The organism is Mesorhizobium sp. (genome assembly GCF_004962925.1).
Lineage (GTDB): Bacteria > Pseudomonadota > Alphaproteobacteria > Rhizobiales > Rhizobiaceae > Mesorhizobium.
On record NZ_SUEO01000075.1, the window covers coordinates 1 to 25446 of the forward strand.

The 25446-nt window shown below is 62.2% G+C and carries 24 protein-coding genes and 1 pseudogene; 4 read left to right on the plus strand and 21 right to left on the minus strand.

All coding sequences use genetic code 11. The features are described 5' to 3' along the window. From E5W87_RS16615 to E5W87_RS16645, 7 genes and pseudogenes are all read right to left on the minus strand, one after another. Positions 1-1155 (minus strand): annotated as a pseudogene (locus E5W87_RS16615) (guanylyl cyclase); the annotation flags it as partial. A gap of 81 nt (positions 1156-1236) precedes the next feature. Continuing rightward, complete coding sequence (locus E5W87_RS16620; RefSeq protein ID WP_292399431.1) at positions 1237-2334, minus strand: branched-chain amino acid ABC transporter substrate-binding protein; 1098 nt, start codon at positions 2332-2334, stop codon at positions 1237-1239. A 411-nt stretch (positions 2335-2745) separates the two neighbouring features. After that, positions 2746-3501 carry an MOSC domain-containing protein gene (locus E5W87_RS16625; protein ID WP_292399434.1) on the minus strand — a complete coding sequence of 252 codons (756 nt, stop codon included), beginning with the start codon at positions 3499-3501 and terminating at the stop codon, positions 2746-2748. Positions 3502-3508: 7 nt separating this feature from the next. After that, positions 3509-5140 (minus strand): ABC transporter ATP-binding protein, encoded by a 1632-nt coding sequence (locus E5W87_RS16630; RefSeq protein ID WP_292399489.1) that lies wholly within the window; start codon positions 5138-5140, stop codon positions 3509-3511. Between the two features lie 41 nt (positions 5141-5181). Further along, positions 5182-6009, minus strand: a complete 828-nt coding sequence (locus E5W87_RS16635; protein ID WP_292399437.1) for an ABC transporter permease — start codon at positions 6007-6009, stop codon at positions 5182-5184. Continuing rightward, positions 6006-6947, minus strand: a complete 942-nt coding sequence (locus E5W87_RS16640; protein WP_292399440.1) for an ABC transporter permease — start codon at positions 6945-6947, stop codon at positions 6006-6008. Before E5W87_RS16640 ends, E5W87_RS16635 begins: the two co-directional genes overlap by 4 nt. After that, positions 6929-8128: a C45 family peptidase gene (locus E5W87_RS16645; RefSeq protein ID WP_292399443.1), complete on the minus strand. Its 1200-nt coding sequence runs from the start codon at positions 8126-8128 to the stop codon at positions 6929-6931. The genes E5W87_RS16640 and E5W87_RS16645 overlap by 19 nt, the downstream gene beginning before the upstream one ends. 135 nt (positions 8129-8263) lie before the next feature. On the opposite strand from E5W87_RS16645, the gene E5W87_RS16650 reads away from it, so the two are divergent. Then, on the plus strand, positions 8264-9196 hold the full coding sequence (locus E5W87_RS16650; RefSeq protein WP_292399447.1) for a GntR family transcriptional regulator: 933 nt from the start codon (positions 8264-8266) through the stop codon (positions 9194-9196). A gap of 48 nt (positions 9197-9244) precedes the next feature. On the opposite strand, the gene dhaL (E5W87_RS16655) is transcribed toward E5W87_RS16650, so the two are convergent. From dhaL (E5W87_RS16655) to E5W87_RS16700, 10 genes are all read right to left on the minus strand, one after another. After that, positions 9245-9922 (minus strand): dihydroxyacetone kinase subunit DhaL, encoded by a 678-nt coding sequence (gene dhaL / locus E5W87_RS16655; RefSeq protein WP_292399492.1) that lies wholly within the window; start codon positions 9920-9922, stop codon positions 9245-9247. A 55-nt stretch (positions 9923-9977) separates the two neighbouring features. Further along, positions 9978-12074, minus strand: a complete 2097-nt coding sequence (locus tag E5W87_RS16660; protein WP_292399451.1) for a bifunctional sugar-binding transcriptional regulator/dihydroxyacetone kinase subunit DhaK — start codon at positions 12072-12074, stop codon at positions 9978-9980. A gap of 147 nt (positions 12075-12221) precedes the next feature. Further along, the gene (dhaL, locus tag E5W87_RS16665; protein WP_292399454.1) at positions 12222-12884 is read right to left on the minus strand and encodes a dihydroxyacetone kinase subunit DhaL; all 663 of its coding nucleotides are present in this window, start codon (positions 12882-12884) and stop codon (positions 12222-12224) included. A 10-nt stretch (positions 12885-12894) separates the two neighbouring features. Further along, on the minus strand, positions 12895-13887 hold the full coding sequence (locus E5W87_RS16670; protein WP_292399457.1) for a dihydroxyacetone kinase subunit DhaK: 993 nt from the start codon (positions 13885-13887) through the stop codon (positions 12895-12897). A gap of 22 nt (positions 13888-13909) precedes the next feature. Further along, positions 13910-14680: an SDR family oxidoreductase gene (locus E5W87_RS16675; RefSeq protein WP_292399459.1), complete on the minus strand. Its 771-nt coding sequence runs from the start codon at positions 14678-14680 to the stop codon at positions 13910-13912. Positions 14681-14740: 60 nt separating this feature from the next. Continuing rightward, positions 14741-15727, minus strand: a complete 987-nt coding sequence (locus E5W87_RS16680; protein WP_292399461.1) for a substrate-binding domain-containing protein — start codon at positions 15725-15727, stop codon at positions 14741-14743. Positions 15728-15844: 117 nt separating this feature from the next. Continuing rightward, positions 15845-16867: an ABC transporter permease gene (locus E5W87_RS16685; RefSeq protein WP_292399464.1), complete on the minus strand. Its 1023-nt coding sequence runs from the start codon at positions 16865-16867 to the stop codon at positions 15845-15847. Between the two features lie 40 nt (positions 16868-16907). Further along, positions 16908-18386, minus strand: coding sequence for a sugar ABC transporter ATP-binding protein (locus E5W87_RS16690; RefSeq protein WP_292399495.1), 1479 nt, complete (start codon positions 18384-18386; stop codon positions 16908-16910). Positions 18387-18601: 215 nt separating this feature from the next. Beyond that, a complete protein-coding gene (locus E5W87_RS16695; RefSeq protein ID WP_292399467.1) occupies positions 18602-18745 on the minus strand; it encodes a hypothetical protein in 144 nt (47 codons plus the stop codon). A 15-nt stretch (positions 18746-18760) separates the two neighbouring features. Then, a complete protein-coding gene (locus tag E5W87_RS16700) occupies positions 18761-18946 on the minus strand; it encodes a hypothetical protein (RefSeq protein ID WP_292399470.1) in 186 nt (61 codons plus the stop codon). 296 nt (positions 18947-19242) lie between these two features. On the opposite strand from E5W87_RS16700, the gene E5W87_RS16705 reads away from it, so the two are divergent. Beyond that, the gene (locus E5W87_RS16705) at positions 19243-19677 is read left to right on the plus strand and encodes a hypothetical protein (RefSeq protein WP_095489126.1); all 435 of its coding nucleotides are present in this window, start codon (positions 19243-19245) and stop codon (positions 19675-19677) included. A gap of 184 nt (positions 19678-19861) precedes the next feature. Here the strand turns inward: E5W87_RS16705 and E5W87_RS16710 are convergent, their stop codons facing one another. Together E5W87_RS16710 and E5W87_RS16715 are read right to left on the minus strand one after the other, a co-directional pair. Then, positions 19862-21568 (minus strand): HAD-IIB family hydrolase, encoded by a 1707-nt coding sequence (locus E5W87_RS16710; RefSeq protein ID WP_292399474.1) that lies wholly within the window; start codon positions 21566-21568, stop codon positions 19862-19864. A 197-nt stretch (positions 21569-21765) separates the two neighbouring features. Then, positions 21766-22050 carry an acylphosphatase gene (locus tag E5W87_RS16715; RefSeq protein ID WP_292399498.1) on the minus strand — a complete coding sequence of 95 codons (285 nt, stop codon included), beginning with the start codon at positions 22048-22050 and terminating at the stop codon, positions 21766-21768. Between the two features lie 193 nt (positions 22051-22243). Here E5W87_RS16715 and E5W87_RS16720 point away from each other — a divergent pair, with 193 nt between their 5' ends. Beyond that, positions 22244-23056 (plus strand): hypothetical protein, encoded by an 813-nt coding sequence (locus E5W87_RS16720; protein WP_292399477.1) that lies wholly within the window; start codon positions 22244-22246, stop codon positions 23054-23056. After that, on the plus strand, positions 23049-23801 hold the full coding sequence (locus E5W87_RS16725; RefSeq protein ID WP_292399480.1) for a metallophosphoesterase: 753 nt from the start codon (positions 23049-23051) through the stop codon (positions 23799-23801). The genes E5W87_RS16720 and E5W87_RS16725 overlap by 8 nt, the downstream gene beginning before the upstream one ends. A 67-nt stretch (positions 23802-23868) precedes the next feature. Here E5W87_RS16725 and E5W87_RS16730 read toward each other — a convergent pair whose 3' ends face one another. Next, positions 23869-25059, minus strand: a complete 1191-nt coding sequence (locus E5W87_RS16730) for an NADH-quinone oxidoreductase subunit D (protein WP_292399483.1) — start codon at positions 25057-25059, stop codon at positions 23869-23871. A gap of 86 nt (positions 25060-25145) precedes the next feature. Beyond that, on the minus strand, positions 25146-25446 hold a 301-nt coding region (locus E5W87_RS16735; protein WP_292399486.1), incomplete at its 5' end, for a hypothetical protein.

Here is a 25446-nt window from a genome sequence, read left to right on the forward strand (position 1 = left end):
AGGCAGGGGCGCTCGAAGATTGCCGCCAGCGATCGCGAACATGCCTTGGCTCACCGCCCCCAGCCGGGCGAGAAGGCTTCGGTCAACATAGAGCCAGACCACCAGAACCGAACTCAGAAGGCTGAGGAAGGCGGAGCCAAGGACAACTCCGGTGCCGTAGCGCTGGACGACCGCGGCTTCGAGACCGGACGCGGTGATCTCGCGGTCCGCCGCGGCGACCAGCCGATCAACGGCAGCGGTGAGGCTGCGCGACAGCCGATTGTTTTCGCCGAGAAGCTTTTCGCCCTGCGCCAGGACGGCGAGTTCGTCCTGGCGGGCCTTGGGGATGCTCTTTTCGCCATCGATCAGCGCCTTAAACTCGTCCACCCGTTGTCGGAAGCGGACCTGCAGCTTCTCGTCGATCTCGGCGGAGATCGTTTCCAGAGCGGCAAGGGACCGGCGCAGCGGAAACAGGATCAACGCCAGATCGCCCGGCGTCGACGCGTCCGCCGTCCTGACCAGAGCGTCGTTGACCGCCGACATCTCCTGCTGCGCCCTCTGTTGGGGGATGTAGGCTGCAATCGCCTGGACGAGATCGGCCATGACCGCCGCGCTTCGATCCGGCGCGAGCGATGCGTCGGCCGCGGCCGCCCGCCACTGCGCGAGCCTGGAATTCATCACCAGAATGCCGGGGGCCACGAGACGCTGGCCTGCAATTGTCGTCGCCGACAAGCGGCGCAACAGCTCTTCCTTGCGCGCGACCACGGCGAGGCGCGTGGCAACAAGGTCGTCGAGAGCGTCGAGGTTGCGGCTGAGACCGAGCACCGCAGCCTCGATCTCAGCCACCGCTGGCGTTCCAAGCGCGGCACCCTTGAGCGCGGCCAGCAGCTCCTCGAGGCGCGTCATCTCGACCCCGATCGCGGCCGAGACTTCGTTGTGCCGGGCTTTGCTAGTCGACGTCAGCACGGCCGGCGCAATGGCCGCGACCCGCTCGGCCTGGCGCGACAGCTGGAGGGAGGCAAGCGCCGACGGCACCCGATCCCTGGTGATGCGGTCGACGACGTCGCCGACCTGGAGAAAGGCATACAGGGCAGCCGCTGTTGCCAGCACTGCGAAGGCGCTGATCCCGAAAAAAGCCAGCAGCAGGCGGCCGCGTATGCCGAGGCGTTCAAGCATCGCGGCAACGCTTTGATCCGAATGAACCCGCTAACGTGGTCTGCATCAGATATCTCAAGCGGCGCGCCGTCGAATTGGCCCTTACTCGACCGGCACGTACTCTCCACTTCGCCAGACGTACCATACCCAGTTCTGGGTCGAGAGATCGCCCTTGTCGTCGAAATCGATCGAGCCCAGGACAGTATCGAACTCCTGCCCGCGCAGGGTCGCGATGACCGTCGCCAGCTCCAGCGAACCTGCCTTCTCGACCGCCTGCGCCCAGACCTGGACGGCAGCGTAGCTCAGCAGCGTGTAGCCTGCGGGCTCGAAGTTTTCGGCACGGAATCGCTCCACTACCGGGGCCGCTTCGGGGTTTCGCCGTGGGTCCGCGGAGAACGTGAAGAGGGTCCCCTCGGCCGCGGGGCCGGCGATCAGGGCAAATTCCTCGGTCGCCAGGGCATCGCCGGAGATGATCTGAACCGCGTAGCCGCGGTCGCGTGCGGCGCGAGCGATCAGCGCAACCTCGGCATGATAGCCACCGACATACAACACGGCGATGCCAGCGGCCTGTAGTGCGGCGACCTCGGCCGAATAGTCGTCCTTGCCTGGGGTGTACGCGTCGTAGACAGCTTCGGTCACGCCCCGCTTGTTCAGCTGCTTTCTGGTCTCATCGGCGAGACCTTTCCCATATGTCGTGCTGTCGTGAAGGATCGCGACCTTCTTGTCGCCCCAGTGATCGGCTAGGTGGTTGCCGGCCACGATTCCTTGCGTATCGTCGCGACCAATGACGCGGAAGACGTTGGCCCGACCCTGTTCGGTCAGCTGCGGATTGGTCGATCCCGGCGAAATCTGCAGAACTCCCGCCGCCTCGTACACCTTCGATGCCGGGATCGAGGCTCCGGAGCAGTAGTGACCGACGACGAGGACCACGCCATCAGCGACCAGCTTCCGGGCTGCCACCACCGCCTGCTCGGGATCGCAGAAATCGTCGACCGCGATTAACCCCACCTGCTGGCCGAGAACGCCGTCCGCCGCATTGAAGTCGGCAACAGCCATCTCTGCCCCACGCTGCCCCTGCTCGCCAATCCAGGCGAGCCGTCCCGTCATCGCGGCCGAAACCCCGATCAATACCTCCGCCCGCGCGGGGCAGATGAACAACGCCGCGAGCGCCACAAAAGCCACTGTGATGATACGGTGCATGGATGACACCCCAAGCGTGTAGTTTACGCCAATCCCGTCAACGCCGACAGTCCTTTCCGCGAGCGTGGAAATCTTGGCTGTTCCTACAGCGCACTTGTCTCGTCGTTGATTAGGCTTCTACCTGGATTTGCCATATCCCTGCGCGGGTTAGTTGACGGCTAAAGCGCTCGCGCTTGCCGAGGTTCTCAACAAAATCGGGCGCTAAGCGGTTGTTGCCATCGCGTGCTGCGAAGTGGATTGTCCCCTTTGCAGACGTTCCGGCCCGACCTGCGAAGGTCGCTTTCGGGTCACCACTTCCCACTTGGACTCTCCGCCGGAAGGGTAGAAAGGGGGCGCGAGCTGTATTCGCCTCGGGTACCAACCTAGCGCCACGAACGTGCCGCCGTCCGGCAGCGAAAAGCTGGATAAAGATCAGGCTTCGTTCAAGGTGACCCGATCGCCCAGCCCGATCTTGGCCGACTGCATGACCTGGCAGAGCGCGCCGAAGCCGCCTTCGCCGTGGCGCGCTATGGTTTGCAGCACTGCCGGTTCGAAAGCGAGATCGCCCTGCGCGAGCGCCGTGAAGGTGCAGCGCGCGCAGGATTCCGAAATCATGATCCGCGCCTCGCCGATCGAAAGCACTTTTCCGATGATCTGCTGCTCGACGAAACCGTCCTGCGAAGCGTTGGTTTCGATCACGATGTTGGGCCGGAATCGCTTGGAATCCACCTGCGAAGGATCCGGAAGCAGGCCGGCAAGCCTGTTCATCGAGGCCGACGTGACGATGTGGATGTCGGCGCGCTGATAGCGTGGTGCGATATGGTCCTGGGCTTCCGAGCCGAAGGGGACGTGTGGATGCAGCGCCGCCGGGAAATCGAGGAAAGCTGATACCAGCTCGTCTGCCAGGCTGGAGCCGGCATCGATCCAGGTGCCATCGTCCAATCCGATTTCCGGCCGGTCGCCTTTCAGTCTTGCAAGAACGTTGGGCAGCGGCCGCCAATGTTTTCGCTTCTCCGGCGCGGCAACAATTCCGTCGCGCCGGTCGACGATGCCCCAGATCCGGTCGCCCGGAATCCCGCCTTCAGCAAGCTCCGTCCCGTCCAGCCGTTCGCCGCCCATCGAACTGACGGGATATCGCCAGATCTCCTTGATATGGCCGAACGGTGTCATGATGCGGAGACGAGCCATGTCGCCGTCATTGCGCCACGGCCTTGCGTGTGCCCGCGCCATCAGCGAAACGGCGATCGATCAGCATCGCCGCATCGAGAAGCGCGCGCGTATAGACGTGGCGGGGGCGGTCGAAGACGTCGTCGCGGTCGCCGATCTCGACGATCCTTCCGTCCTGCATGACGGCGACCCGATCGGCAACCTGCTCCACCGCACCCAGATCATGCGAGACGAAGAGGCAGGCGAAACCGTAGCGTTCCTGCAACGACCGGATCAGAAGCAGGATTTGTTTTTGCACCGTCATGTCCAGTGCCGAAACCGGCTCGTCGGCGACGACGAAGGCAGGTCGCCTGACGATCGCCCGCGCGATCGCGACGCGCTGGCGCTGGCCGCCAGACAACTGATGCGGGAAACGCTCGAGAAGGTGGCGCGTCAGCCCCACTTCCTCGATGACCTCATCCATGCGCGCGGTCCGCCGCTTGCGATCCAATTCGGGGTCGAGCTTCAACGGCTCGGTGACGATCTCGGCAATGGACTGGCGAGGGTCAAGCGAGGAATAGGGGTCCTGGAAGACGATCTGCATGTCGCGACGCTGCTCACGCGCGTCAGCCGATCGATCATTTGCAATCGCCTTGCCAAGAAACGAGACCGTTCCACTGGCGGGCCTGACGAGACCGACAATGGCGCGGCCGAGCGTCGTCTTGCCAGAACCCGACGCACCGACCAGCGCCAGGGTTTCGCCACGCCGGATGGTCAGGTCGACACCGTCGACGGCGCGCTTCGGTTCCGCGCGCGCAAACAGCCTCGGACGGCCCGGATAGTCGATGACGACGTTGCTGATTTCGACCAGGGGAGGGCCGTCGAGGGCTCTTCTCGACCCACCGGCGCTGCGCTTGGGAAGCGCATCCACCAACCGCCTCGTATAATCGTGCTGCGGTGCGTGAAGAACCTGGGTGCTGCTTCCCTGTTCGACCGCCTTGCCTTCGCACATCACCGTCACGTTGTTCACATAGTGCGACACCATGCCGAGATCGTGGCTGATCAGCAGGACGGCGGTTCCATTCTCCCGCGTCAGCTCCACCATGAGGTCGAGCACGTCGCGCTGCACCAGCGTGTCGAGCGCCGTAGTCGGCTCGTCGGCAATCAGCAGACGCGGTCTGAGCAGCATGACCGATGCGAGCATGATGCGCTGGCGCATGCCGCCCGAGAATTCGTGCGGATAGGCCGCAAGGCATTTGCCGGGATCCTTGATCTGGATTCTCTCCAGCATCGCCAGCGAGCGGTCCTTTATCTCGGCGCGCGACATGTCGCGATGCAGGCGAAGCCCTTCCGCCATCTGCTCGCCGATGGTGACAGCGGGATTGAGCGAGACCATTGGCTCCTGAAAAACCATGCCGATCTGCGCACCGCGTATCTGGCGCAGCGCCTTTGGAGCAAGGTTGGTGAGTTCCTGCCCCCCGAAGCGGATGCTACTGTCCGGGGTCGTGACCAGCGGGGCAGGGAGCAGGTTCAAGATCGAGCGGGCCGCCATCGTCTTGCCCGAACCGGATTCACCGACCAGCGCCAGCATATCACTGGGCGCGAGATCGAAATTCAGCTCGTCGACGATCCGCTTTCCCGATGGCCCGACCGAGATCGACAGGTTGCGCACTGAAAGCATCGTGTTCTTGTCCCCGGTCGGCACCAGCATGTTTCCAGCACCTACATTTTCGGGTCGAGCCAGTCGCGCACCGCGTCGCCCAGCATGTTGATGCCGAGCAGCGTAATCGAGATGCAGAGACCTGGCAGGATGATCAAATGCGGCGCCTGGCCGATATAGGGCCGTGCCGTCGACAGCATGTTGCCCCAGCTTGGCGCCGGAGGCGGGACGCCCAGTCCCAGAAAGCTCAGCGCGCTTTCCGACAGGATGATCCAGCCGAACATTGTGGTGGCGAGCACGATGATCGGGGCAACGCAATTGGGCAGCACATGCCGCGCCATGGTGATGATCTCGCTATTGCCCATCACACGCGACGCCTCGACATATTCCCGCTCGCGAATGGACATTACGGAAGCCCGCACTACGCGCACCACGATCGGCATATAGGCAAGGCCGAGCGCAAGGATAATGCCTTCGCGGCTGGCGCCGATCACCGCCATCAGGCCAAGCGCCAGGAGCAGGCCCGGAAATGCGAGGAAGGCGTCGTTGACCATCATAATGACGCGATCGACCCAGCCCCGCAGGAAACCCGCGAGAACGCCGAACACGGTGCCGGTGATCAATGCGAAGACAACAGTCGCAAAAGCGATCCAGGCGCTGGTGCGCGCGCCGCTGGCGAGGCGGCTGAGCACGTCGCGTCCGAATTCGTCGGCGCCGAGCAGATGCAGAGGCGAGGGCCCGCTGAGGCGCGACGGCAGATCGAGCTTGAGCGGATCGTAGGGAGCGATCCACGGACCGAACGCGGCTAGAAGGATCAATGCCCCGGTGACGGCGATCCCGAAGATTGCGTTGAATTTCAGACCGGGCCGGCCGAGAGCACGGGCGATCATGCGGTAACCCTCGGATCGAGCAGCGGATAGAGGAGGTCGACGAGAAGATTGACCGCGACATAGATGAAGGCGACGAACAGCATCGATCCCTGAACGACGGGATAGTCGCGGGCATAGATGGCGTCGACCAGCAGCCGGCCGAGGCCGGGAATGGTGAAGACGGTCTCGATGACGACGATGCTGGAAAGCAGGCTGCCGAGCACAAGCCCGATCAAGGTCAAGGTCGGCGCGAAGGCGTTCTTGAAAGCGTGGCGCCACATCACCGCGCTTTCCGAAAGCCCCTTTGCCCGCGCATGGGTGATGTATTCCAGGCGCGCCACCTCGATCGTGCTTGCCCTGGCCATGCGCGCAATCGGGCCGGATTCGACGAGCACCAGGGTGACCACCGGCAGGATCACATAAAGAGCAGCTTGCGCGAAGTCGCGGCTGAACGGCACGTAGCCGACGATCGGCAGCCAGCCGAGATAGAGACCGAAGATGAGCATCAGCATCAGCCCCAGCCAGAAACTGGGGATCGAAAGCAAGAAGGTCGAGGTGGCGACGACGGTGATGTCGCGCAGGCTGTCCTGCTTCCAGGCGGCCAGCATGCCGGCCGGCACGGCGATCGCCGAGGCGACAAGCACGGCGAGAAAAACGATGATCGAGGAGACGGCGAAACGATCGAGGATCAGCGGCAGCACGTCTTGTCCGCTGCCGATCGAGCGCCCGAAATCGCCTGAAAGCACATTGCCGATCCAGATTAGATATTGGACCACCACGGGCTGGTCGAGCCCCATCTGATGCCGCATAGCCTCGACCTGTCCGGGCTGTGCGAGGTCTCCCAGCATCAAAGTCGCGGGATCGCCCGGGATAAAGCGCATCATCACGAAGACCGCAACCGACACCAGGATAAGTGTCGGTATGGCGCTGGCGATGCGGGTCAGGACAAAGCGGACCATCGTTTCTCCTGTGCTGATACCGAAGATGTCTCCCGTGCCGGCACTGCCTTCTCCGCCCTTGCGAGGACCGCATCGTCCATGATGAGTTCGTAACGGGTGAACTCGCGGTTTTCAGCCGGCATCGGAGCGATCTCCATGACCCCGGTGGCTGGTTCGAAAACGATCATAGCGACTGTCGCCGACAGATTGCCGCCTTCTTTCCTGACCACTGGACGGCAGACGCTGAACGGCGAAGCGAAATCGTCGAACAGGGCTTCCTTCAGATCGTCGATCGTGATGTCGCCATGCCGCGCCGACAAGTATCGTCGCACGCGATGGTCACGATAGAGACTGTCCGGCACGTCGCGAAGCCCGGTTTCACGGAGCTTGGACAGCGCCACCGGGCTTTGCCAGTGATTGGCATGGACGATCATGTCCTTGTCCGGATAGATCGCAAACACCTCGTCCGGCGCGCATTCGAGATCGACCGTGAACCCCTCGGCGGTGCTCAGGATCATGTTGTTGGAGCCGGATTTCGGCGTCGTCGCCACCACCTTGATGGCGTGGGAGAAATGCTGCGCTTCAAGAGCCCGGCGGCGGATGAAGGGAAGCGGAATGCCGATCTCGCGATAGTCGCGATCGGATTCGAGATAGTTCGCGGTGATGCCGATGCCGGCCGCGTTGAAGCCGCTCCGCGCCAGTCCGCCGGCTTCGGTGAAGGTGAGGAGATCCGGTCCGTCCGTTCGCCGGATGCGCAACACCACCGATGTCTCGGCGCATTCGGCCTTCCAGTCCCAGTTCTGGCCATGGATGAGCCTGCCGTTCCGGGTTGCCTCCGGCAGGATCGCAGCGCCCGTGCAGCCGTCGGGCTCGTCGTCGGAAATGCCTTTCTCGCGTCGGGCAAGCTGCAGGACTTCGGTACGCGCATTGACCAGGACGATCGAGGACAGGTCGACATTGGCGCCTGACGCGATCCCTTCCATTTCCTCGACGAGATCAGGCGCCCATTGCCGAAGGCGAGGCAGGAAGATGCCGGAGAACCGCCCGACATCGTCCCGCCTGAAGCCGAAACGATCGAGCTGCGCAGCGTAGAGCGCCACCGAAGCACCGATGCGCCCGCGCGCCTGTTCTCCATAGGCCATGCCGCGCCCTCTCGGCGCTCCTTCGATCTCGACAAGCGGAAATGGTGCGACGGTTGTCATCAAGCGGAAGCCTCAAACTCGTGTGAGTCCGGATATTAATGCATTTTGATTGAATGAAAAGCAGGAAAATTCGATAGATTGCCAGTTCTAACTGCGTGGCGCATATCTATAATACGAACGCCTGAGGAAGTGCATATGAACGAAACGATCATCGACCGGCCGGCACGCAGCGAGGCGGCCAGTCCGCTGCAGATAGACTTGGCGCGGCGGATCCTGGAGCGGATCAGAGATTCAGGCTGGACGGTTGGAACCCGCGTCTCGGTGCCGGACCTTGCCCGCACGTTCGGCGTTTCGCGTTCCCCCGTCAGCGCGGCTCTGGAACTGCTGGTCGCCCAGGGCATCTTAAGTCCCTTCGAGACGAGAGGGCTGCAATTGGCGCGCGATGTCGCTGACCTCGACCCGGAGGATATCCTGCCCAGTTCTCCGCTCGAGGAGCTTTACCGCAGGATGATGCGGGAGCGCGCGCTCGACCAACTGCCCCAGGAGGTGTCCGAGGCGGAACTGATGCCGCGCTATCAGGCGTCGCGCGGCATCGTGCGCAAGCTTCTGCTTCGCTTTGCCGCCGAAGGCCTGGTGCAGCGCCTGCCGGGGCATGGCTGGCGTTTCGCCGACACGCTTGTCGGCGAGGACGCGTACCGGGAAAGCTATGAATTCCGGATGGCCGTCGAATGCGCGGCGCTGCGGTCACCCATGTTCAATGCAGATCCCCAGCAACTGGCACCGGTCCGGCGTGCTCACGAGCGCATCCTGGCGATCGTGTCGACGGGCAAGACGCTGATCGGCGGCGATGAATGGTTCCGGATCAACGCGTCATTTCATGAAGGACTTGCGGCCTGTTCCGGCAACCGGTTCCTGGCCGATGCGGTGCGTCAGCAGAACAATCTGCGCCGGTTGCAGGAATCGGCGGGTTTCGAGGAACTGCCGGCGGAACGCATCGAGCAGTCCTGCCGGGAACATCTCGCCATCCTCGATGCCGTCGAGGCGGGCGAGATCGAATGGGCCGAGGCGCTGCTGCGCCAGCATCTGCGGCAGGCCTCCGAGTTCGCTGCGCCGCAGCGCTCGATCTGACGGGCAGTGATTCCGGCCGCTATTTGGGCTGGTCAGGTTCGAGCCTGATCAGTCTTTTCCATTGCTGCGGATCGTTCCTGGTGCGCCGTCAGCAAAGGTGTCTTTCATCGCGCGCAGGATAATGACGGCCGAGGCCGCACCTGGGTCGATGTGCCCCAGGGACCGTTCCCCGAGCCGTGCCGCCCGGCCACGGGCAGCGACCATGGACCGTGTTGAATTCGCGCCGGCTTCCGCGGCCGCCAGGATGCCGTTCCACATCTCCTGGCTGCCGGCAGCGCGCGCTCGTGCGCTAACAGCAGCTTCGGTTGCCGGGATCCAGGCGTCCAGCATCGTCTTGTCGCCGCGCTGTCCCTTGCCGCGCTCCCGGATGCCGGTCGTCATGGCCTCGACGATCGCCGCCTGGCCGGAAGGTGAAAGGCGTTCGTCCTGTTTGAGGGCTTGCGCCGCTCTGCGGAACGCGGTCGCATAAAGCGGCCCGGTGGAAGCACCGACGGCGTCGAGAAAGGCGGACGCGGCAGCCGTGAAAACCTCTGACGGTAGCATATGGTCGAGATCGAGCTTGGCCAGCTCAGCGTTCACAGCCATGAAGCCGAGAGACATGGTAATGCCATGGTCGGCATCGCCAATAGCGCCGTCGAGATCCGAGAGATGGTCCTTTCCCGCCTCGATCGCGATGGATATGCGATAGAACATCCTGCTCAGGCATTGCGCCGCGTTTTCGGACATCATGTTCCTCCCGGTTCCAGCAGGATGCGGCCATGGGGGCACGCACCCTGTATCCTCAGCCGACCCGCAGGACAGCGGTATCGCAAGGATGGTGCAACAGCTCCGTCAACTCATTGTCGAGGTGCAAGATCGATATGGACGCACCGACCATGTCGAGCGAGGTGCAATAATGTCCCACCCAGTTCGCCTCTATCTTGATGTCCTTGGCGCTCAGCCGCTGCTCGACGCGCCTGAACAAAATATAGAGTTCCATCAGCGGCGTTGCCCCGAATGAATTGATCAGCACCGCGACACGGTCGCCCGATGCCGGCTTCATTTCGGAAAAGATACGGTCCATCACCCGGTCGGTGATCTCGTCGGCGCTCATCATTTTTTCGCGGATGACGCCGCGTTCGCCGTGGATGCCCATGCCGATCTCGATGTCATCGGGGCCGATCTCGAAATTGTGGCGGCGGGTCTGCGGGAGGGAGCAGGGCTCCAATGCGACGCCCATCGTGAACGTCCTCGAATTGGCCTTGCGTGTCGCCGCTTCGCAGGCATCGAGCGACAGACCGCGGTCGCAGGCGGCACCGGCGATCTTGAACATGAAGAAGTTGCCGGCAACGCCGCGGCGGCCTTCCCTGTCCTCCAGCGGCGACGAGGCGATATCGTCCGTCGTCACGACCGTCCGGACCTCGATGTCGTTTTCCGCCGCCATCTCGGCCGCCATCTCGAAGTTCATGACATCGCCGGCATAGTTGCCATAGACGAAGAGCACGCCTTCGCCGCCGGATGCCGCCCTGGCGCACTGAAAGATCGGCCCGGGAGGCGGCGATGAAAAGATGTTGCCGACGGCCACGGCATCGGCGAGACCCTTGCCGACGTAGCCGAGAAAGCAGGGCTCGTGCCCGGTGCCGCCGCCGATCACAAGCCCCACCTTGCCAGGCCGCGGCCCCGTGCGGGCGACGAGGGCGCGATGTGAGCCTTTGATCGGCTGGATATAGGCGGCGTGCGCCTTCACCACGCCGTCAAGCATCTCCTCGACGACATCGTCGGGGTCGTTCAGGAACTTCTTGATGTGGGTTCGGAAGTTGCTGGGCAGGGCGACCGAGCTATCGATCTTCGGGCGTTGGGAAAGCTTTTGATCGAGCTCCGTCACGCCATCGGCATTCAGGATGCCGCGGCCCGTGGCAGCGTCGGTGATGAGCACGTTGACGTAGCCGCCGCGGAGCGCGGCAAGGATCGCCGGCACTTTGTCGAAACCACCGGCGACCGCGATCCGCAGGCCGATAGACCTGAGCATGTCGAGCGAAATTCCGATCGTCCGGTCGTCGAGCGGACCGGCTACCGGGTTGCCCCGCCCGTCGATGAAGCGTCCGGCGAGGACGCCCACGGCATCCTTGGCAAGATATTGCTGCACCGAAACCGATTCGAAGAAACCGCTGGTGTGGATCGTTGAATTCGGCCGCAGCGAAGCGATGCCGAATAGCGCTTTGTTGGCTTTGGAAAGCGCTGCGAACTGACTTTCGATTAGCGGCTCGCGCAGAAGAATGTCGCGGACTTCCGCATTGGAAACGATAGCCGGCGCGGTGATGTTGATCAGCTTGCCATTGACGGCGTTGGCGACGGCGGCCGTGCAGAGTTCCGGAGTATAGGCAAAACTTGCACGCGTGCCGCCAGTCGCCTGCACGACAGTGACGTCCTGAAGGCCGGGCACTGAAGCCTGCTCGCCGATCGCCAACACGGTTCGCCCCCAGGCAACGGCTACCGTATCTCCGGACTTCAGAAGCTTGGCGAGCGCCTGCGCGGCCGCGGTGCCGAGACGATCGATCAGCGGACGCGCATTGTCGTCGCTCGGCACGACGAGGCAGTCATGCAGCCCGAAGTGCCGTTTGAGCTCCTGTGCGATCGAGAGCGAACTCAGCCGTGATGGTTCGAGGGAAATGTTGACGATGCCGCGGGCGCGGGCATCGGCCAGGTAGCTGTTCACCGTCGCCCGCGAAATGCCCATGATTTCGGCGATATCGCCCTGCGTCATGTGGTCTTCATAGTAAAGCCAACAAGCCCAGACATAGGGATCGTCACCATAACGCAAGGGTATGGGTTCGGCGCCAGCCTCGGGTCCTGTCCGCACCGTTCCGTTCTTCCGCGCCGATGATGTCTTGACGGTCATGCTGCCTGGTTTCCCCGAATCCAGAATCGATCCTCAAGATGAGCGCAAACGGCAGAACTCACAATCTTGGTTCGATCAGGCGTTAACCTGGCTTCCGGCTGCAAAAATCAGCCGGAAGCCAGCGCTCGGGAGGAGCGTATTCGTAGTTCAATCACTCGCAGTCGCGGACTGCTGCAGCTTCTCCTTGGCACCGAGCGCCAGGGCTTTCAGGATCAATGCACAGGATGTGGCGCCGGCGTCGAGCACGCCGAGGGAGCGTTCGCCCAGGCGGCTGGCACGGCCAATCCTTGCAACGAGGTCCTTTGTGCCGTCACGGCCTTTTTCGGCTGCGACAACGAGCGTATCCAGTGCTTCCGGGAACGGCTTGCCTTCGGCGTTGGCGCCGTCGAAGGCCTCGATCGCCGGCACGAGCGTATCGAGAAGCGTCTTGTCGCCTACCTTGGCCGATCCGATCGCCTGGATGCTGTCGAGGCCACCGGTGAGCATGGCGCTGAAAATCCGGGCATCGATGGATGGAGATTTCTCGATCGTTTCGGCGAATTGCGTGAACATGACGCCATAGAGGGGGCCCATGGAGCCGCCGATCTCGGTCATCAGCACGGTGCCCAGCGTATCAAAGGCGGTGGCCAACGACATGTCGTTGCCCCTGATCCGCTCCGCAGCCATGCCGAAGCCCTTGGCCATGTTGACGCCGTGGTCGCCGTCACCGATCTTGCCGTCGATCTCGCTCAGATAGGCCCGGTTTTCGATGATCCGGTCGGCGATCGAAAGAACGATGTCGCCAGCGGAAGCGTTGTCAAACTGCTGCATTCGCCTGCTCCTAAAGCCTTGCGGGACAATCGACATCCACGTCCAGCAGCCTTTTCAGCTCGGCGTCGAGCGCCATGACCGTGAGTGTGGCGCCGACCATTTCCAGCGAGGTGAAATAGTTGCCGATGTAGGTCTTGTAGATGGCCAACCCACGTCCGGTGATTTCCTGCTCGATCGTGCCGTGGAGGATGTAAAGTTCGTTGACCGGCGTTGCGCCGAGGCCGGACACAAGAACCGCAACTTCGGTTCCGGCGGAAAGATCGTGATCATCAAGAACGATCCTGACCATCTGCTGCGCTATTTCGGCGGCGGACTTCAGCGGCTCGACCCTGACGCCAGGCTCACCATGATGACCAATGCCGACTTCCATCGTGCCCGGCTCGATCAGGAAGTTGGGATGCCCCACGGCAGGCAGCGTGCAAGGGCCAAGGCCAACGCCGATTGAACGGCAATTGTCGATCGCCCGCTGCGCCGTTGCCTGCACGTCCTCGAGGCTGGCACCTTGCTGGGCCTTGGCGCCGGCGCACTTCCACATGAAGATCTCGCCGGCAACGCCTCGCCGCTTCTCACGCTCATCCGGTCCGGCCGAGCATACATCGTCATTGGCGACGACGGTGGCGATCGTAATGCCCTCCTTGGCTGCGAGCTTGACGGCCATCTTCACATTCATGTTGTCGCCGGCATAATTGCCGTAGAGGCAAACGACACCCTTGCCGCCATTGGCCTCCCGCGCGGCGTCAAGGAAGCTCTTTGCCGTCGGCGACGAGAAGAGCTCGCCGACCGCGACCGCGTCCAGCATGTTGCGGCCGGTGTAGCCGACGAAGGCAGGCTCATGACCGGAGCCGCCGCCGGTGATCACGCCGACCTTGCCGCTGACCGGCGCATGGCGGGCTGCGATGACGCGCGGGTTGCTGCCGAGCCTGACGATGTCGGCATGCGCCTTGACGAAGCCTTTGACCGTATCTTCGACGACCTCGTCGGGATTGTTGATGAACCGCTGCATTGTTGCTCCAATCCTGCGCCGGTCAGACAATGGTGTAGCCGCCATCGACCAGAAGGTCGGCGCCGTTGATCATGTCGGCGCCGTTCGATGCCAAAAACACGGCCGCGGCGGCTATTTCTTCCGGGAAAGCAAAGCGGCCGGTCGGAATGCGTTGCTTCAGCGCCTCTCCGCGCGGCCCATCCCAGGCCTTTCTGCCGAGGTCGGTCAACACCACCGTCGGCGAGATCGTGTTGACCGTGATGCCGTGCTTGCCCCATTCGGCGGCAAGTGTTTTGGACAGGCCGATGACGCCGAATTTCGAAGCGCAATAGGCGACGTGCTGGTCGATTGCGACAGTGCCGGCCTGCGAGGCCATGTTGATGATCTTGCCACCCTTGCCAGCTTTGATCAGGGCACGCCCGGCGGCCTGGGAAACAAGGAAAGTTCCCTTGAGATTGATATCGATGGTCTTGTCCCAGGCATCGAGGCTGAGGTCCTCGGCGGGAGCGAGCAGGGCGACGCCGGCGCTGTTGACGACGATGTCGATACGGCCGAAGGCGGCTTGCGCCGCAGCAAACACGGCTTCCACCGATCGCGGATCGGACACGTCGCAGACGAAGGATTTCGCACCGTTGCCGAGTTCGTCGGCCTTCGATCTCGCAACCGATTCATTGATGTCGATCACCCCGACGACCGCACCCTTCGCGGCAAACGCCGATGCGATGGCGCTGCCGATGCCGGAGGCGCCGCCAGTGACCAGAGCGATCTTGCCGCCCAGTGAAAAATTGAGATCAACCTGTATTGAATCCGTCATGGTGCTCTTCCCGGCTTGTTGGAAAGTGGGGCGGGCAAGAGAGCCCACCCCACGGCTGGATTACTTGCGCGTCGCAAGTAGCTGGTCGACGTTTTCCGCCGTCACCGGCGTCCACGGCACATTGTAGATCTTTTCCTTGCCGTCGTTCCACGGCATGTCCTTGTAGGTTGCCCAGATGTCGGACTGCGGCTTGTAGTCCCCCTTCTTGGCAGCGAAGATGGCAAGGTCGAGCGCACCTTGAGCCTGGGCTCGCGCGTCCTGAAGAATCGAGGTCATTTCACCGGCCTTGACGGCGTGAAGCGCATCGGTGATGCCGTCGATACCGGCAATGGCGAAGCTCTTCACGTCGAGGCCGGCGGCCTTGATCGCCTCGATGGCGCCGAGCGCCATTTCGTCATTCTGGCCAATCACGCCGTTGATCTGGTTCGGATGTGCGGTGAGCCAGTTTTCCATGAGCGTCTGGGCTTCGGCACGCGACCAATTTGCGGTCTGATCCTCGAGGATCTTGACATCCGGGCACTCGGCAAGCGCTTTCTTGTTGCCTTCGAGGCGGGAAATCTGCGCGGACTGGCCGACCGGCCCTTCGAGGATGACCACATTGCCCTTGCAGCCGATCTTGTCGAGCACGGTCTTGGCTTCCATGTAGCCCGAGATCGTGTCGTCGGACCCGACATAGGAGGTCAACAGATCGGAATTGACGCGGGTGTTCGAACCGACAACCGGAATGCCGACATCGGCTGCTGTTTGCACTGCTGCCGCGCCGGCGTCGACGTCGATCGGGGCGAAGATGATCGCATTGTACTGCTGGGTAACCATCGTCTTGAACTGGTCCTGCTGGACCAAGGCATCATAGCGGCCGTCGAAGACCGTCAGCTCGACTTCGCCGCTCTTGACGGCCGGGTGCTCCTGAAGCGCTGCCGACCAGATCTGCATGAACTCCGCATTCAATCCGTAAGGCGCTGCGCCGATCTTGATCTTCTCCTGCGCCATGGCCGACGAGGCCAGCAGCGCGGTCGCGGACGCGAGCGCTATCATCAATCTTTTCATTCCGTACCTCCACTTAAGTGAGCGACCGACATGGTTCGCCTATCAACGGACACGCGCAGTGCAGGTCCGATCTCGGAAAGAAGCCTTTTGTTTGAGCATCGGATTGAGTCCGACGCCCTAAGCCCCGTAGTTTCTCTTCTGGTCAAGCATCACGGCGCCGACGATCAGGGCACCCTTGAGAACTTGCTGGTAGTAGGATTGGATACCCATCAGATCGAGGCCGTTGTTCATGACGCCGATGATCAGCGCGCCGATCAACGTGCCCGTCACCCGGCCGATGCCTCCTGAAAGGCTGGTCCCGCCAATCACCACCGCCGCGATCGCATCCAGCTCATAGGCAATGCCGGCCTGGGGAAGCGCCGAGCCAGTGCGGGCGCTGAGCAGCATCCCGGCGAGACCGGCAAGGCCGCCGGAGATGACGTAGACGACGAACTGGATGCGGGTAACGTTGATGCCCGAGGTCCTGGCCGCATGAGGGTTGCCGCCAACTGCATAGATGTATCGGCCGAAACGGGTCCGGTTGAGGATCCACCAGGAGACCGCGAACACGACTGCGAGAACGACGACCGGTGCGGGTATGCCAAGGATGTTGCCTGTGCCGATCCAGCGGAACGCCGGTGTCAGCGCGGGAACCGGACGACCTCCGCCATAGATGAGGGTCAGTCCGCGCGCCGCCGACAGCATGCCCAGCGTCGCCACGAAGGCCGGCACCGAAAACCGCGACACGATCGCGCCGGAAACGGCACCGCAGGCAATGCCGACCAGCAGGCCGACACCGAGACCCATGGCGACCGGATAGGGCGCGCCGGAAATCCCGGCGGTCGCCGAACTGGTCACGAAGCTGGCGCTGACGATGCCGGCAAGCGCGACGACGGAGCCGACCGAGAGATCGATGCCGCGGGTCAGGATGACGAAGGTCATGCCGATGGCGAGGACACCGTTGATCGAGGTCTGCAGCAGCACGTTCGAGATGTTGCCCGCCGTCAGAAAGAACTCGTTGGAGACCGAGAGAACCGCCGCCAGGATCAGGAACGCAAGGAAAATGCCGTATTCCTGAATCAACAGCCGGCGCTGCTCCGAGCCGAACCAGCCACTCGCATTCTTCCCAGCCTTCGCATTTTTGCTGTCTCCAACCGACATCACTGGTTCCTCTGCCACTGAGCGAACACCCTGTCCCTGTTCATGTTGATAGGTGGACGAGTGATTGGGCATCCGTTTCCTCCCGGCTGTAGATTCCGGCACTTCTGCCGGCGCGCATCACCATGATCCGATCCGACATGCCGAGAACCTCGTCGATTTCCGACGAGATCATCACGACCGTGCCGCCGGAAGCGGCGAAGTCGCTGATGATCCGGTAGATTTCACGCTTGGCGCCGACATCGACACCGCGGGTGGGCTCGTCCAGAAGCAGGACCTTTGGATTGCGGAGGAACCATTTGCCGAGCACCACCTTCTGCTGGTTGCCTCCCGAAAGGCCGGAAACCGGCATCGTGTCGCGCGCCGCCTTGATCTGGAATTGCTCGCGCATGTCGCGGCTTGCTTGCGCCTCCCGAGCCCGATCCATGGCGAAGCCGGGGCTCATTTCAGGCAGGCTTGCCATGCAGATGTTTGCGCGCACGGTGTCGGAGAGATTGAGACCGGTCAGCTTGCGGTCCTCGGTGACCAGAGCCAGCCCATGCGCCATGGCATCCGCCGGCTTTGAAATGGTGACCTCGATACCGTCGATCTTGATGCTTCCTGCCGAAGGCTTGTCGAGCCCGAAGAGGCAGTTGAAGATTTCCGTCCGACCGGCTCCCATCAGGCCGTAGATGCCGAAGATTTCACCCTTTCGCACCGAGAAGGAGATGTCCTCGATCTTGTTGGGGCAACTTAGCCCGGCAATTTCGATACCGGGTTCTTGCGTCGGCGTGCTGGTTTTGGCGAATTCCTCCGACAGCTCACGGCCGACGATCATGCGAATGAGCCCGGGCCGATCGATGTCCGCAAGCGCGCCGCTGCCGACATAAGCTCCGTCGCGAAAGACCGTGTAGGAATCAGCGATCTGAAAGATCTCCGACAGACGGTGGGAAACATAGACGATGCCACGCCCTTGCGCCTGCAGGCGGCGGATCGCGGCAAACAGGTGCTGCGCCTCCCGCTCGCCGATCGCCGATGTCGGCTCGTCCATGAAGATGACCTCGGCGTCGTGACTGAGCGCCTTGGCAATCTCGACAAGCTGCATCTGCGCAACCGAGAGGTTCATCATGTACTGTGTGGCCCGGATATCGAATTCCAGATCGTCCAGCAGCCTTTGCGCGGACCGGTTCATCGCGCGGAAATCGATGCCTCCAAAGCGGGCCGAAGGCTCGCGGCCGAGATAGATATTCTCGGCAACCGTCATGTGGGGAACAGGGCTGAGTTCCTGCTCGATAATGGCGATGCCCGACGCCAGCGCGTCGGCGGGGCTTGCGAATTCCACCTCCTTGCCGCGGCGGCGGATCGAACCGGCATCGCGGTTGAAGATGCCCATCAATATCTTGAGAAAGGTCGACTTGCCTGCGCCGTTGCCGCCGCACAGCGCATGGACCGTGCCGGCGCGAAGCTGGAGGCGGCCTTCGCGCAAGGCTGCAACCCCGCCAAAGGACTTCTTCAGCCCTTCCACCTCGAGCAAAAGCTCCACGTAGTCTTCTCCCTTGGGCATTCGGCAATCCTTTGTGGCGGGAAGCCGATCGACACGGGTAGCCTCCGCCCTGGTGCCAATGTGACAATAGTCAACATTTGTTCGACAAATGTCAAGTTGTAGATGATTTGATTGGTCGCGGCGCTGGAAATCGCGGTCGAAGCGGCCGCAACATCGCTTTTGCCGGGCCGGGCGGAGGTTCGAGGAAACCGGGATCAGCAAAGAAACTGCAGCAGCACCGAGACGACGGCGACCGCAACGCGCAGCCCGGCCGTCCGGTCACGCAGCGCGCCGACATCATCTGCGGCATCCCTAAGGGGTTGGGCGATCTGGATGAGTGTTTTCCCCGATCGCTTCACGCTAGATCCGGTTCGTCAAATGCCGGGATTGGACGCTTTAGGGCCGATTTTGAGTGGCGCGTCGTTTTCATCCGGGTTGGGGACAGGGGCTTCGTCGGGAAGTCTGTCCGGGTCCGGCTCACGCACCGGCTTCGGTTCGGGAAACGGCGGCGGCGTGGGCGCCGGAGTGGGCGTTGGTTCGGGAGTGGGAAGAATGGCCATGGTGTGATTTCCTTCCGCTCGCTGCACTCTGCCTTGGCGGGTCATCGACGTCGGGTGGGATTTCTGACGCCACCCGTTTCGACTGGTTTTGCTCTACGGGCTGATGCACGCAGAACGACCACGCGTGCCTATGGTTCCGATGCGAGCCTCCGATGAGGCATCAGGCGCTCGTGGCAGGACGGCGCCGTCAGAAAATTGATCGAATGGTCCGCGCATGAGGGCCTTGTCGGCGTCGTGGAGCGCCATAATTTCCATTTCAGGGTGGGACGAACTCACCTGCTGAATAGGAGGCGGTCGTGAAGCACCAAACACTTGACCAACTGCATGCCGTTGCCGACGTTCACGCTGAAGCAACAGACCTCGTGGCGACTCGAAGCCAGCGTCTCGAACGTTGGGCGAAGCTGCTGGAGCAAAATCCCGATCGGCGTCTCGAAGCGCTGACGGGCACCGAATACAAATCCCCTGAGATACGCGAAAAAATGCGTTACAACGACTCGCCTCTCACCGTTGCCTTCGAGGATCCGATTTTTCGTGCACAAGGCTTGAGAGATGACACCTATGGCGAAGCCAGGCGCTTCTTCGAACTGACCGACTGGCAGTTGCACGAAATCGTCTGCCATTGCCATGTCGGCGCCACGATACGAGCGCGGTGGGCTGCCTCTCGCGTCCGTGCGGCAATGTCGGAGAGGTTCGGTTTCTTTGCCTGGCTGCGCGGAACATTCATGCATTGAAGCATCGGCATTGAAGCTACGGGCATTGAAGCAGCGGGCATTGACGCTAGGGGCCGGCATGTTCGGATGATGGAGGCGGCGAAGTGATTTTCACGCCTCGCATCAATGGTCGTTGATGACGGATATGCCGTTCGGCGGCGATCCGCCATCGGCGAAACTTGGATACCATCCGCATGGGCGGGGTTCAGTCGGCGGGCGCGGTGTAGCGGCGATGGACCGCTTCCGCGATAGCGGCGCGGCTTCTATGCGGATCGAGACTATCGTCATCCTCGATGACAGCCGCTTCCTCCGCAAGTTCCTTGTCCTTGACCTGGTTGCGGAACCAGGCCGAATAGTCGCCCGCGCGCAAATGATGCTCCCAGGTGCGGTCGTCGATCCCCTCGGCGAGATGGAGGAACATCATGAGATTTTGCGCTTTCAGGTTGAGCGTGCCGTCAGCGCCGCGGAAATAGAAACTGTTGTCGCCAAGATCGCCCTCGGCATATTTGCGTATATGGCGCTTGCGTTCTTGCCGGGGACGCTCGACCGAGATCGGCCTCGCGGGATCTGCTGTCGAGCGGTTCCAATACAAAACCTTGCTTTCCGGTGGCGGCGCGACGCCCTCCGGCACGTCCTCGCCAATTGCGGCACAGAAGCTTTCGACGACCTTGTCGGCTTCCGGGCCAAGAGCCAGCACCGTGTCGACACCTGCCAGCACGTCGCGCGAAACCAGATCGGGATGAACTGTGACCAGAATGGTCGCCGAAAGGCTTTTTGGAAGCGCAAAGGATGTGCCGTCGCGCGCGTGCGGCAACAGGTGGTGGGCCTCGTCGATGATCAGCCAGTGCGGGCGTCCGGTGCGGGCGCGAAGCGCGGCAAGCTCCGGCAGCAGCTTGGCGAAGGCGTTTGGCCGTTCCCCGGTCTTGATCCCGAGCATGTTGACGGCGACATTGTTGGACGGGTTGGACAAAAGGTCGAAGATTTCGCGCGAGCTCGGCGGGCTTTTGGCGTCGCCAACCACCAGCACGTCCTCCAGTTCCTCGTAGTCGCCCTCCGGGTCGAGCACGCAAAACTGGAAGCCTTGCTCGACGAAGCGTTCGGTAAGAGCGGTGGCGAGGGTGGATTTTCCGATCCCCGACGTGCCGGCCAGCAGGACGCTGCCGCCGCGCGGTGAAAGGTGCATGACTGCGCCCGATCCGTCGTCTGCGCCAATCTCGATGCGTTGGCGCGCTGTGTCCAGCGAGGCGGCGTCATGTGAGATGAGGCCCTCGATCAATTCCCGCACGCCCGCGCCGCGGGCACCATTCGTCACGTGACCCGCCGTCTCCCTTACCTTCGGCAGTGCATTGGCGACGGCAACTCCGAAGCCGACGGCGCGCAGAAAGGCATGGTCGTTCTCCGCATCGCCGATGCCGACGACATTGTGGGCGGACAATTCCAGATCCTCGAGGGCGGCGGCAAGACCGGTCGCCTTGTTGACCCCGCTTGGCAGCACCATGACGGCACCCTTGTTGAAAATGATCTCCAGTTCCAGGCCAAGGTCCTTGATCACTTCCAGCACGATGATCTCGTTGGGCTCCCTGGTGGCGACGACGGAACGTCCCATCGACAGGGGTGCGATCTTGCGCATCATCAGCCTGTCGACGAATTCCGCCGGAGGGGCGGGCGCCAGGATGCGCTCCTTCTTCGAAGCCGGCGTGTAGACGAGCGCGCCGTTTTCGGCGACGACCTTGTCGAAAATGCCAAGCTCCGGGAAAACGCTTTCGAGGTCGGCCAGCTCGCGACCGGTCACCATTATCAACTTGCGGCCGGTTTCCTTCAACCGCTCGAGCGCAGCACGGGTCGCATCGGAAACGATCCCGTTTTCCGCGAGTGTGCCGTCGTAATCAGTGGCTAGTGCAAGAGCATACATCGATCTGTCCGTCGGTAGTCCGAAGCTGACCTGACAAGCTTCTCGCCGAACTGAGCGGAAAGCCATCTGCTCCGGTGACTTTGTCATGGCTGATCGGTTCCAACGGCGCTGGCTGTCGATTGTTCCCGGTGGCGGAAGGCAAACGTCGCAGAGGCCTGGCTTTTGCTTCATCGGTTTTCCCAACCGGTACCCGCTCTCTAGCCGATGATCCTGAATCCATCTGGCCCCTGGCCGGGATCGACGTCTTGAGATGTCACGCCGGAAACCGTTGCGCCATTCGGCCCTTTCCAGAGCCGGTCCATCATGGTCGAAACCGCGCCCTCGGCCCCGACGATCAGTGCCGTTACGGATCCGTCATCCTCGTTGCGAACCCATCCGGACAGACCGAGCTTCTCGGCCTCGGTCCGTGTCCACACGCGAAACGAGACGCCTTGCACCCTTCCGCTGAGCCTGACGCGTATCGCTTTGCGCCCATCCTCCATCATGATCACCTCCGTGCCAGTGGTTTCTCATATCTTCAACTCCCCGGCGGCGGAAAAGGCTCCGCCTTTGCATTTCCAAGGGCTTCGGCCGGCCGCCAGTCCGATCCGCATGATATCGGCCACGGAACCATGCGGCGGCGGCTTTGTTAAGGACGGACAGCTGCAGGTTGCTGGGCTTCGGAGCCACGATTTCATGACCAACGATTCTCCAACGGGAGGCGCCATCCCGGCATCCGTTCCAACGATCGATCCAAAAGCCGCGCCGACGCTTCAGCACGCCGAGGCCGAGGTCTTCTACACAGAGGCGATCCGCGAACTCGCCGCGACGGACATCCCCTTTCTTGTCGCCGGCACCTATGCGGTGAGCGCCTACACAGGCGTTACGCGCCAGACGAAGGACCTCGACATTTTCTGCAAGGCCGGCGACTACGCGCGTATTCTCGCCCATTTCAAGCAGGCCGGCTATGCGGTCGAGATCGTGGACGACCGATGGCTTGGAAAGGTCTTCAAAAGCACGCATTTTTTTGACGTCATATTCGCATCGGCGAACGGCACCATGCCGGTCGGCGACCAGTGGCTGGAGCATGCACGGCAAATCGAGCTGCTGGGCAGTCAGGTGCGGATCGTAGGTCCGACCGAGCTTGTCTGGTCCAAGTGCTTCATCCAGGACAGAGGCCGCCACGACGGCGCCGACGTCGCTCATACCATCCTCAAGGCGCAGGATCAGATCGATTGGCATAGGCTGCTTTCCTATCTGGAGGTTCACTGGGAGGTGCTGTTGATGCAGCTTCTGAATTTCCGATGGATCTATCCCAGCGAGCGCGATCATATTCCGGCCTGGCTGCTCGACGAATTGCTTGACCGGCTCGCCAAGCAGAGGGAGCTGCCTACTCCCCGAATGAAAATCTGCCGCGGACGCCTGCTTTCGCCGACCGACTACGAGATCGACGTGAAGGAATGGGGCTTTGCCGGCGTCGGTGGAACAGGAGAATTTCGTGATGGCTGAGAAGGGCACAACCACCAAGGTAAGGGTTGGGAACGGCGGCACCGTGAGGATTGCGGCTGTCGGCGACCTGCATGTGAAGGAAGACGCCCAGGCCTCTTGTCGCGATCTCTTCGGCGAGGTCTCGCGCGAAGCGGACGTCCTCGTTCTCACTGGCGACCTCACCAATCTCGGCAAACCGCGCGAAGCCGAAATCCTTGCGGAGGATTTGCGTGCCTGCGCAATCCCTGTCGTCGCCGTGCTCGGCAACCATGACTATGAATCCGGCGCGGTCGAGGACGTTGCCCACATCCTTCGGCAAGCAGGCGTCCATCTTCTCGACGGCCAGACAACGGAAATCAAGGACGTCGGCTTTGTCGGCGTGAAGGGTTTCATCGGCGGTTTTGGATCACGCATGCTCGGCTCCTTCGGCGAGCCGGCGATCAAGGCGATGGTTGCTGAAAGCGTCAGCGAGTCGATGCGGCTCGAAAACGCAATGCGGCAGGTCCGCACCGAACGCACGCTCGTCGTCCTGCACTACGCTCCAGTCGTCGAGACGGTCGCCGGCGAGCCGTTGGAGATTTTTCCGTTCCTGGGCTCGTCGCGGCTGGCGGAGACGATCGATCGGTTCAAGGTCACGGCGGTGGTGCATGGCCACGCACATCGCGGCGTCTACGAAGGTCGCACGCCCGGCGGTGCCCCAGTATATAACGTCGCCATGCACGTGGCGAAGCCGACCGGCCGTCCTTACGCCTTGCTCGAAATCTGAAGCTCACCACGCGTCGTTAGGGCGGGACACGGTCAAGTTGACCTAGGCATCCCGCTCTATCTATTTGTTAGCGATCGATCTCGCCGAATACGATATCGAGCGACCCGATGATCGCAGCGACATCGGCGATCATGTGCCCGCGCGACAGAAAATCCATCGCCTGCAGATGGGCAAAGGACGGCGCCCGGATCTTGCATCGATAGGGAATATTGCTGCCGTTCGAAACCAGATAGACGCCGAACTCGCCCTTCGGCGCCTCCACCGCGGCGTAGACCTCTCCTTCGGGTACGCGAATACCCTCCGTGTAGAGTTTGAAATGGTGGATCGTCGCTTCCATTGAGCGCTTCATCGTCGCCCGCGGCGGCGGCGTGATCTTCTGGTTGGGGATCGCGACCGGCCCGCGGCCTTCCGGCGATCGCAATTTCTCCAGGCATTGTTTCATGATCCGCACCGACTGGCGCATTTCCTCCATGCGGATGAGATAGCGGTCATAGCAGTCGCCGTTCTTGCCGATGGGAATGTCGAAATCCATCTCGGGGTAGCATTCATATGGCTGTGCCTTGCGCAAATCCCATGCCGCTCCCGACCCGCGCACCATGGGGCCGGAGAAACCCCAGGCCCAGGCGTCATCGAGGCCGATCACACCGACATCGACATTGCGCTGCTTGAAGATGCGGCTGCCGGTGAGCAATTCGTCGAGGTTGTCGCAGACCTTGAGGAACGGGTCGCAGAAAGCCCAGATGTCGTCCAGGAGCTTCGGAGGCAGATCCTGGTGCACGCCGCCGACCCTGAAATAATTCGCATGCATGCGGGCGCCGGAGGCGCGCTCGTAGAAGACCATCAGCTTCTCGCGCTCGGCAAAACCCCAAAGCGGCGGGGTCAGCGCGCCGATATCCATGGCCTGTGTCGTGACGTTGAGGAGATGCGACAAGAGCCGGCCGATTTCGCAAAAGAGGACACGGATGAGCTGTCCGCGCCTGGGAACCGATATTTTGAGCAGCCTCTCGGCGGCGAGGCAGAACGCATGCTCCTGGTTCATCGGCGCGACATAGTCGAGCCGGTCGAAATAGGGCAGGGCCTGCAGATAGTTCTTGTACTCGATGAGTTTTTCCGTGCCGCGGTGGAGCAGGCCGATGTGCGGATCGGCGCGGTCGACGATCTCGCCGTCAAGTTCCAGCACCAGCCGCAGGACGCCGTGAGCAGAGGGATGCTGCGGCCCGAAGTTGAGGGTGAAGTTGCGAACTGCGGCTTCGACCATGACGGTGCTCCGCTGTGCTGGGTTTCATGGCCGAAACCGAGTGGTCCGGTCCGCCAAGCCGGCACCGCCGATCATGTGCCCGCCGATCATGTGGTTGTCTGGATGATCAGCGTCAGGGTGCCATCGCCATCGATGTTGGCAGCGACAACCTGCGAGGAATCCAGCCCGCTGGCCGCCAGCGCCGTTGCTGCCTGCGGCGACGCGTCGATCGAGCTCTGCAGCGTAAGCAGATCTTCAACGCTGGTCTGGGTGATCACGGCCTCGGCTTGTGTCTTGAGTTCCGGAGGCAAATCCTCGAGGGCGACGATCGCGATGCCAGTAAAGTTCTGGTCGGTGAAACCTTGATCCGGCAAGGCTTGATCCGGCTGGGCCTGGTCAGGCGGCGTT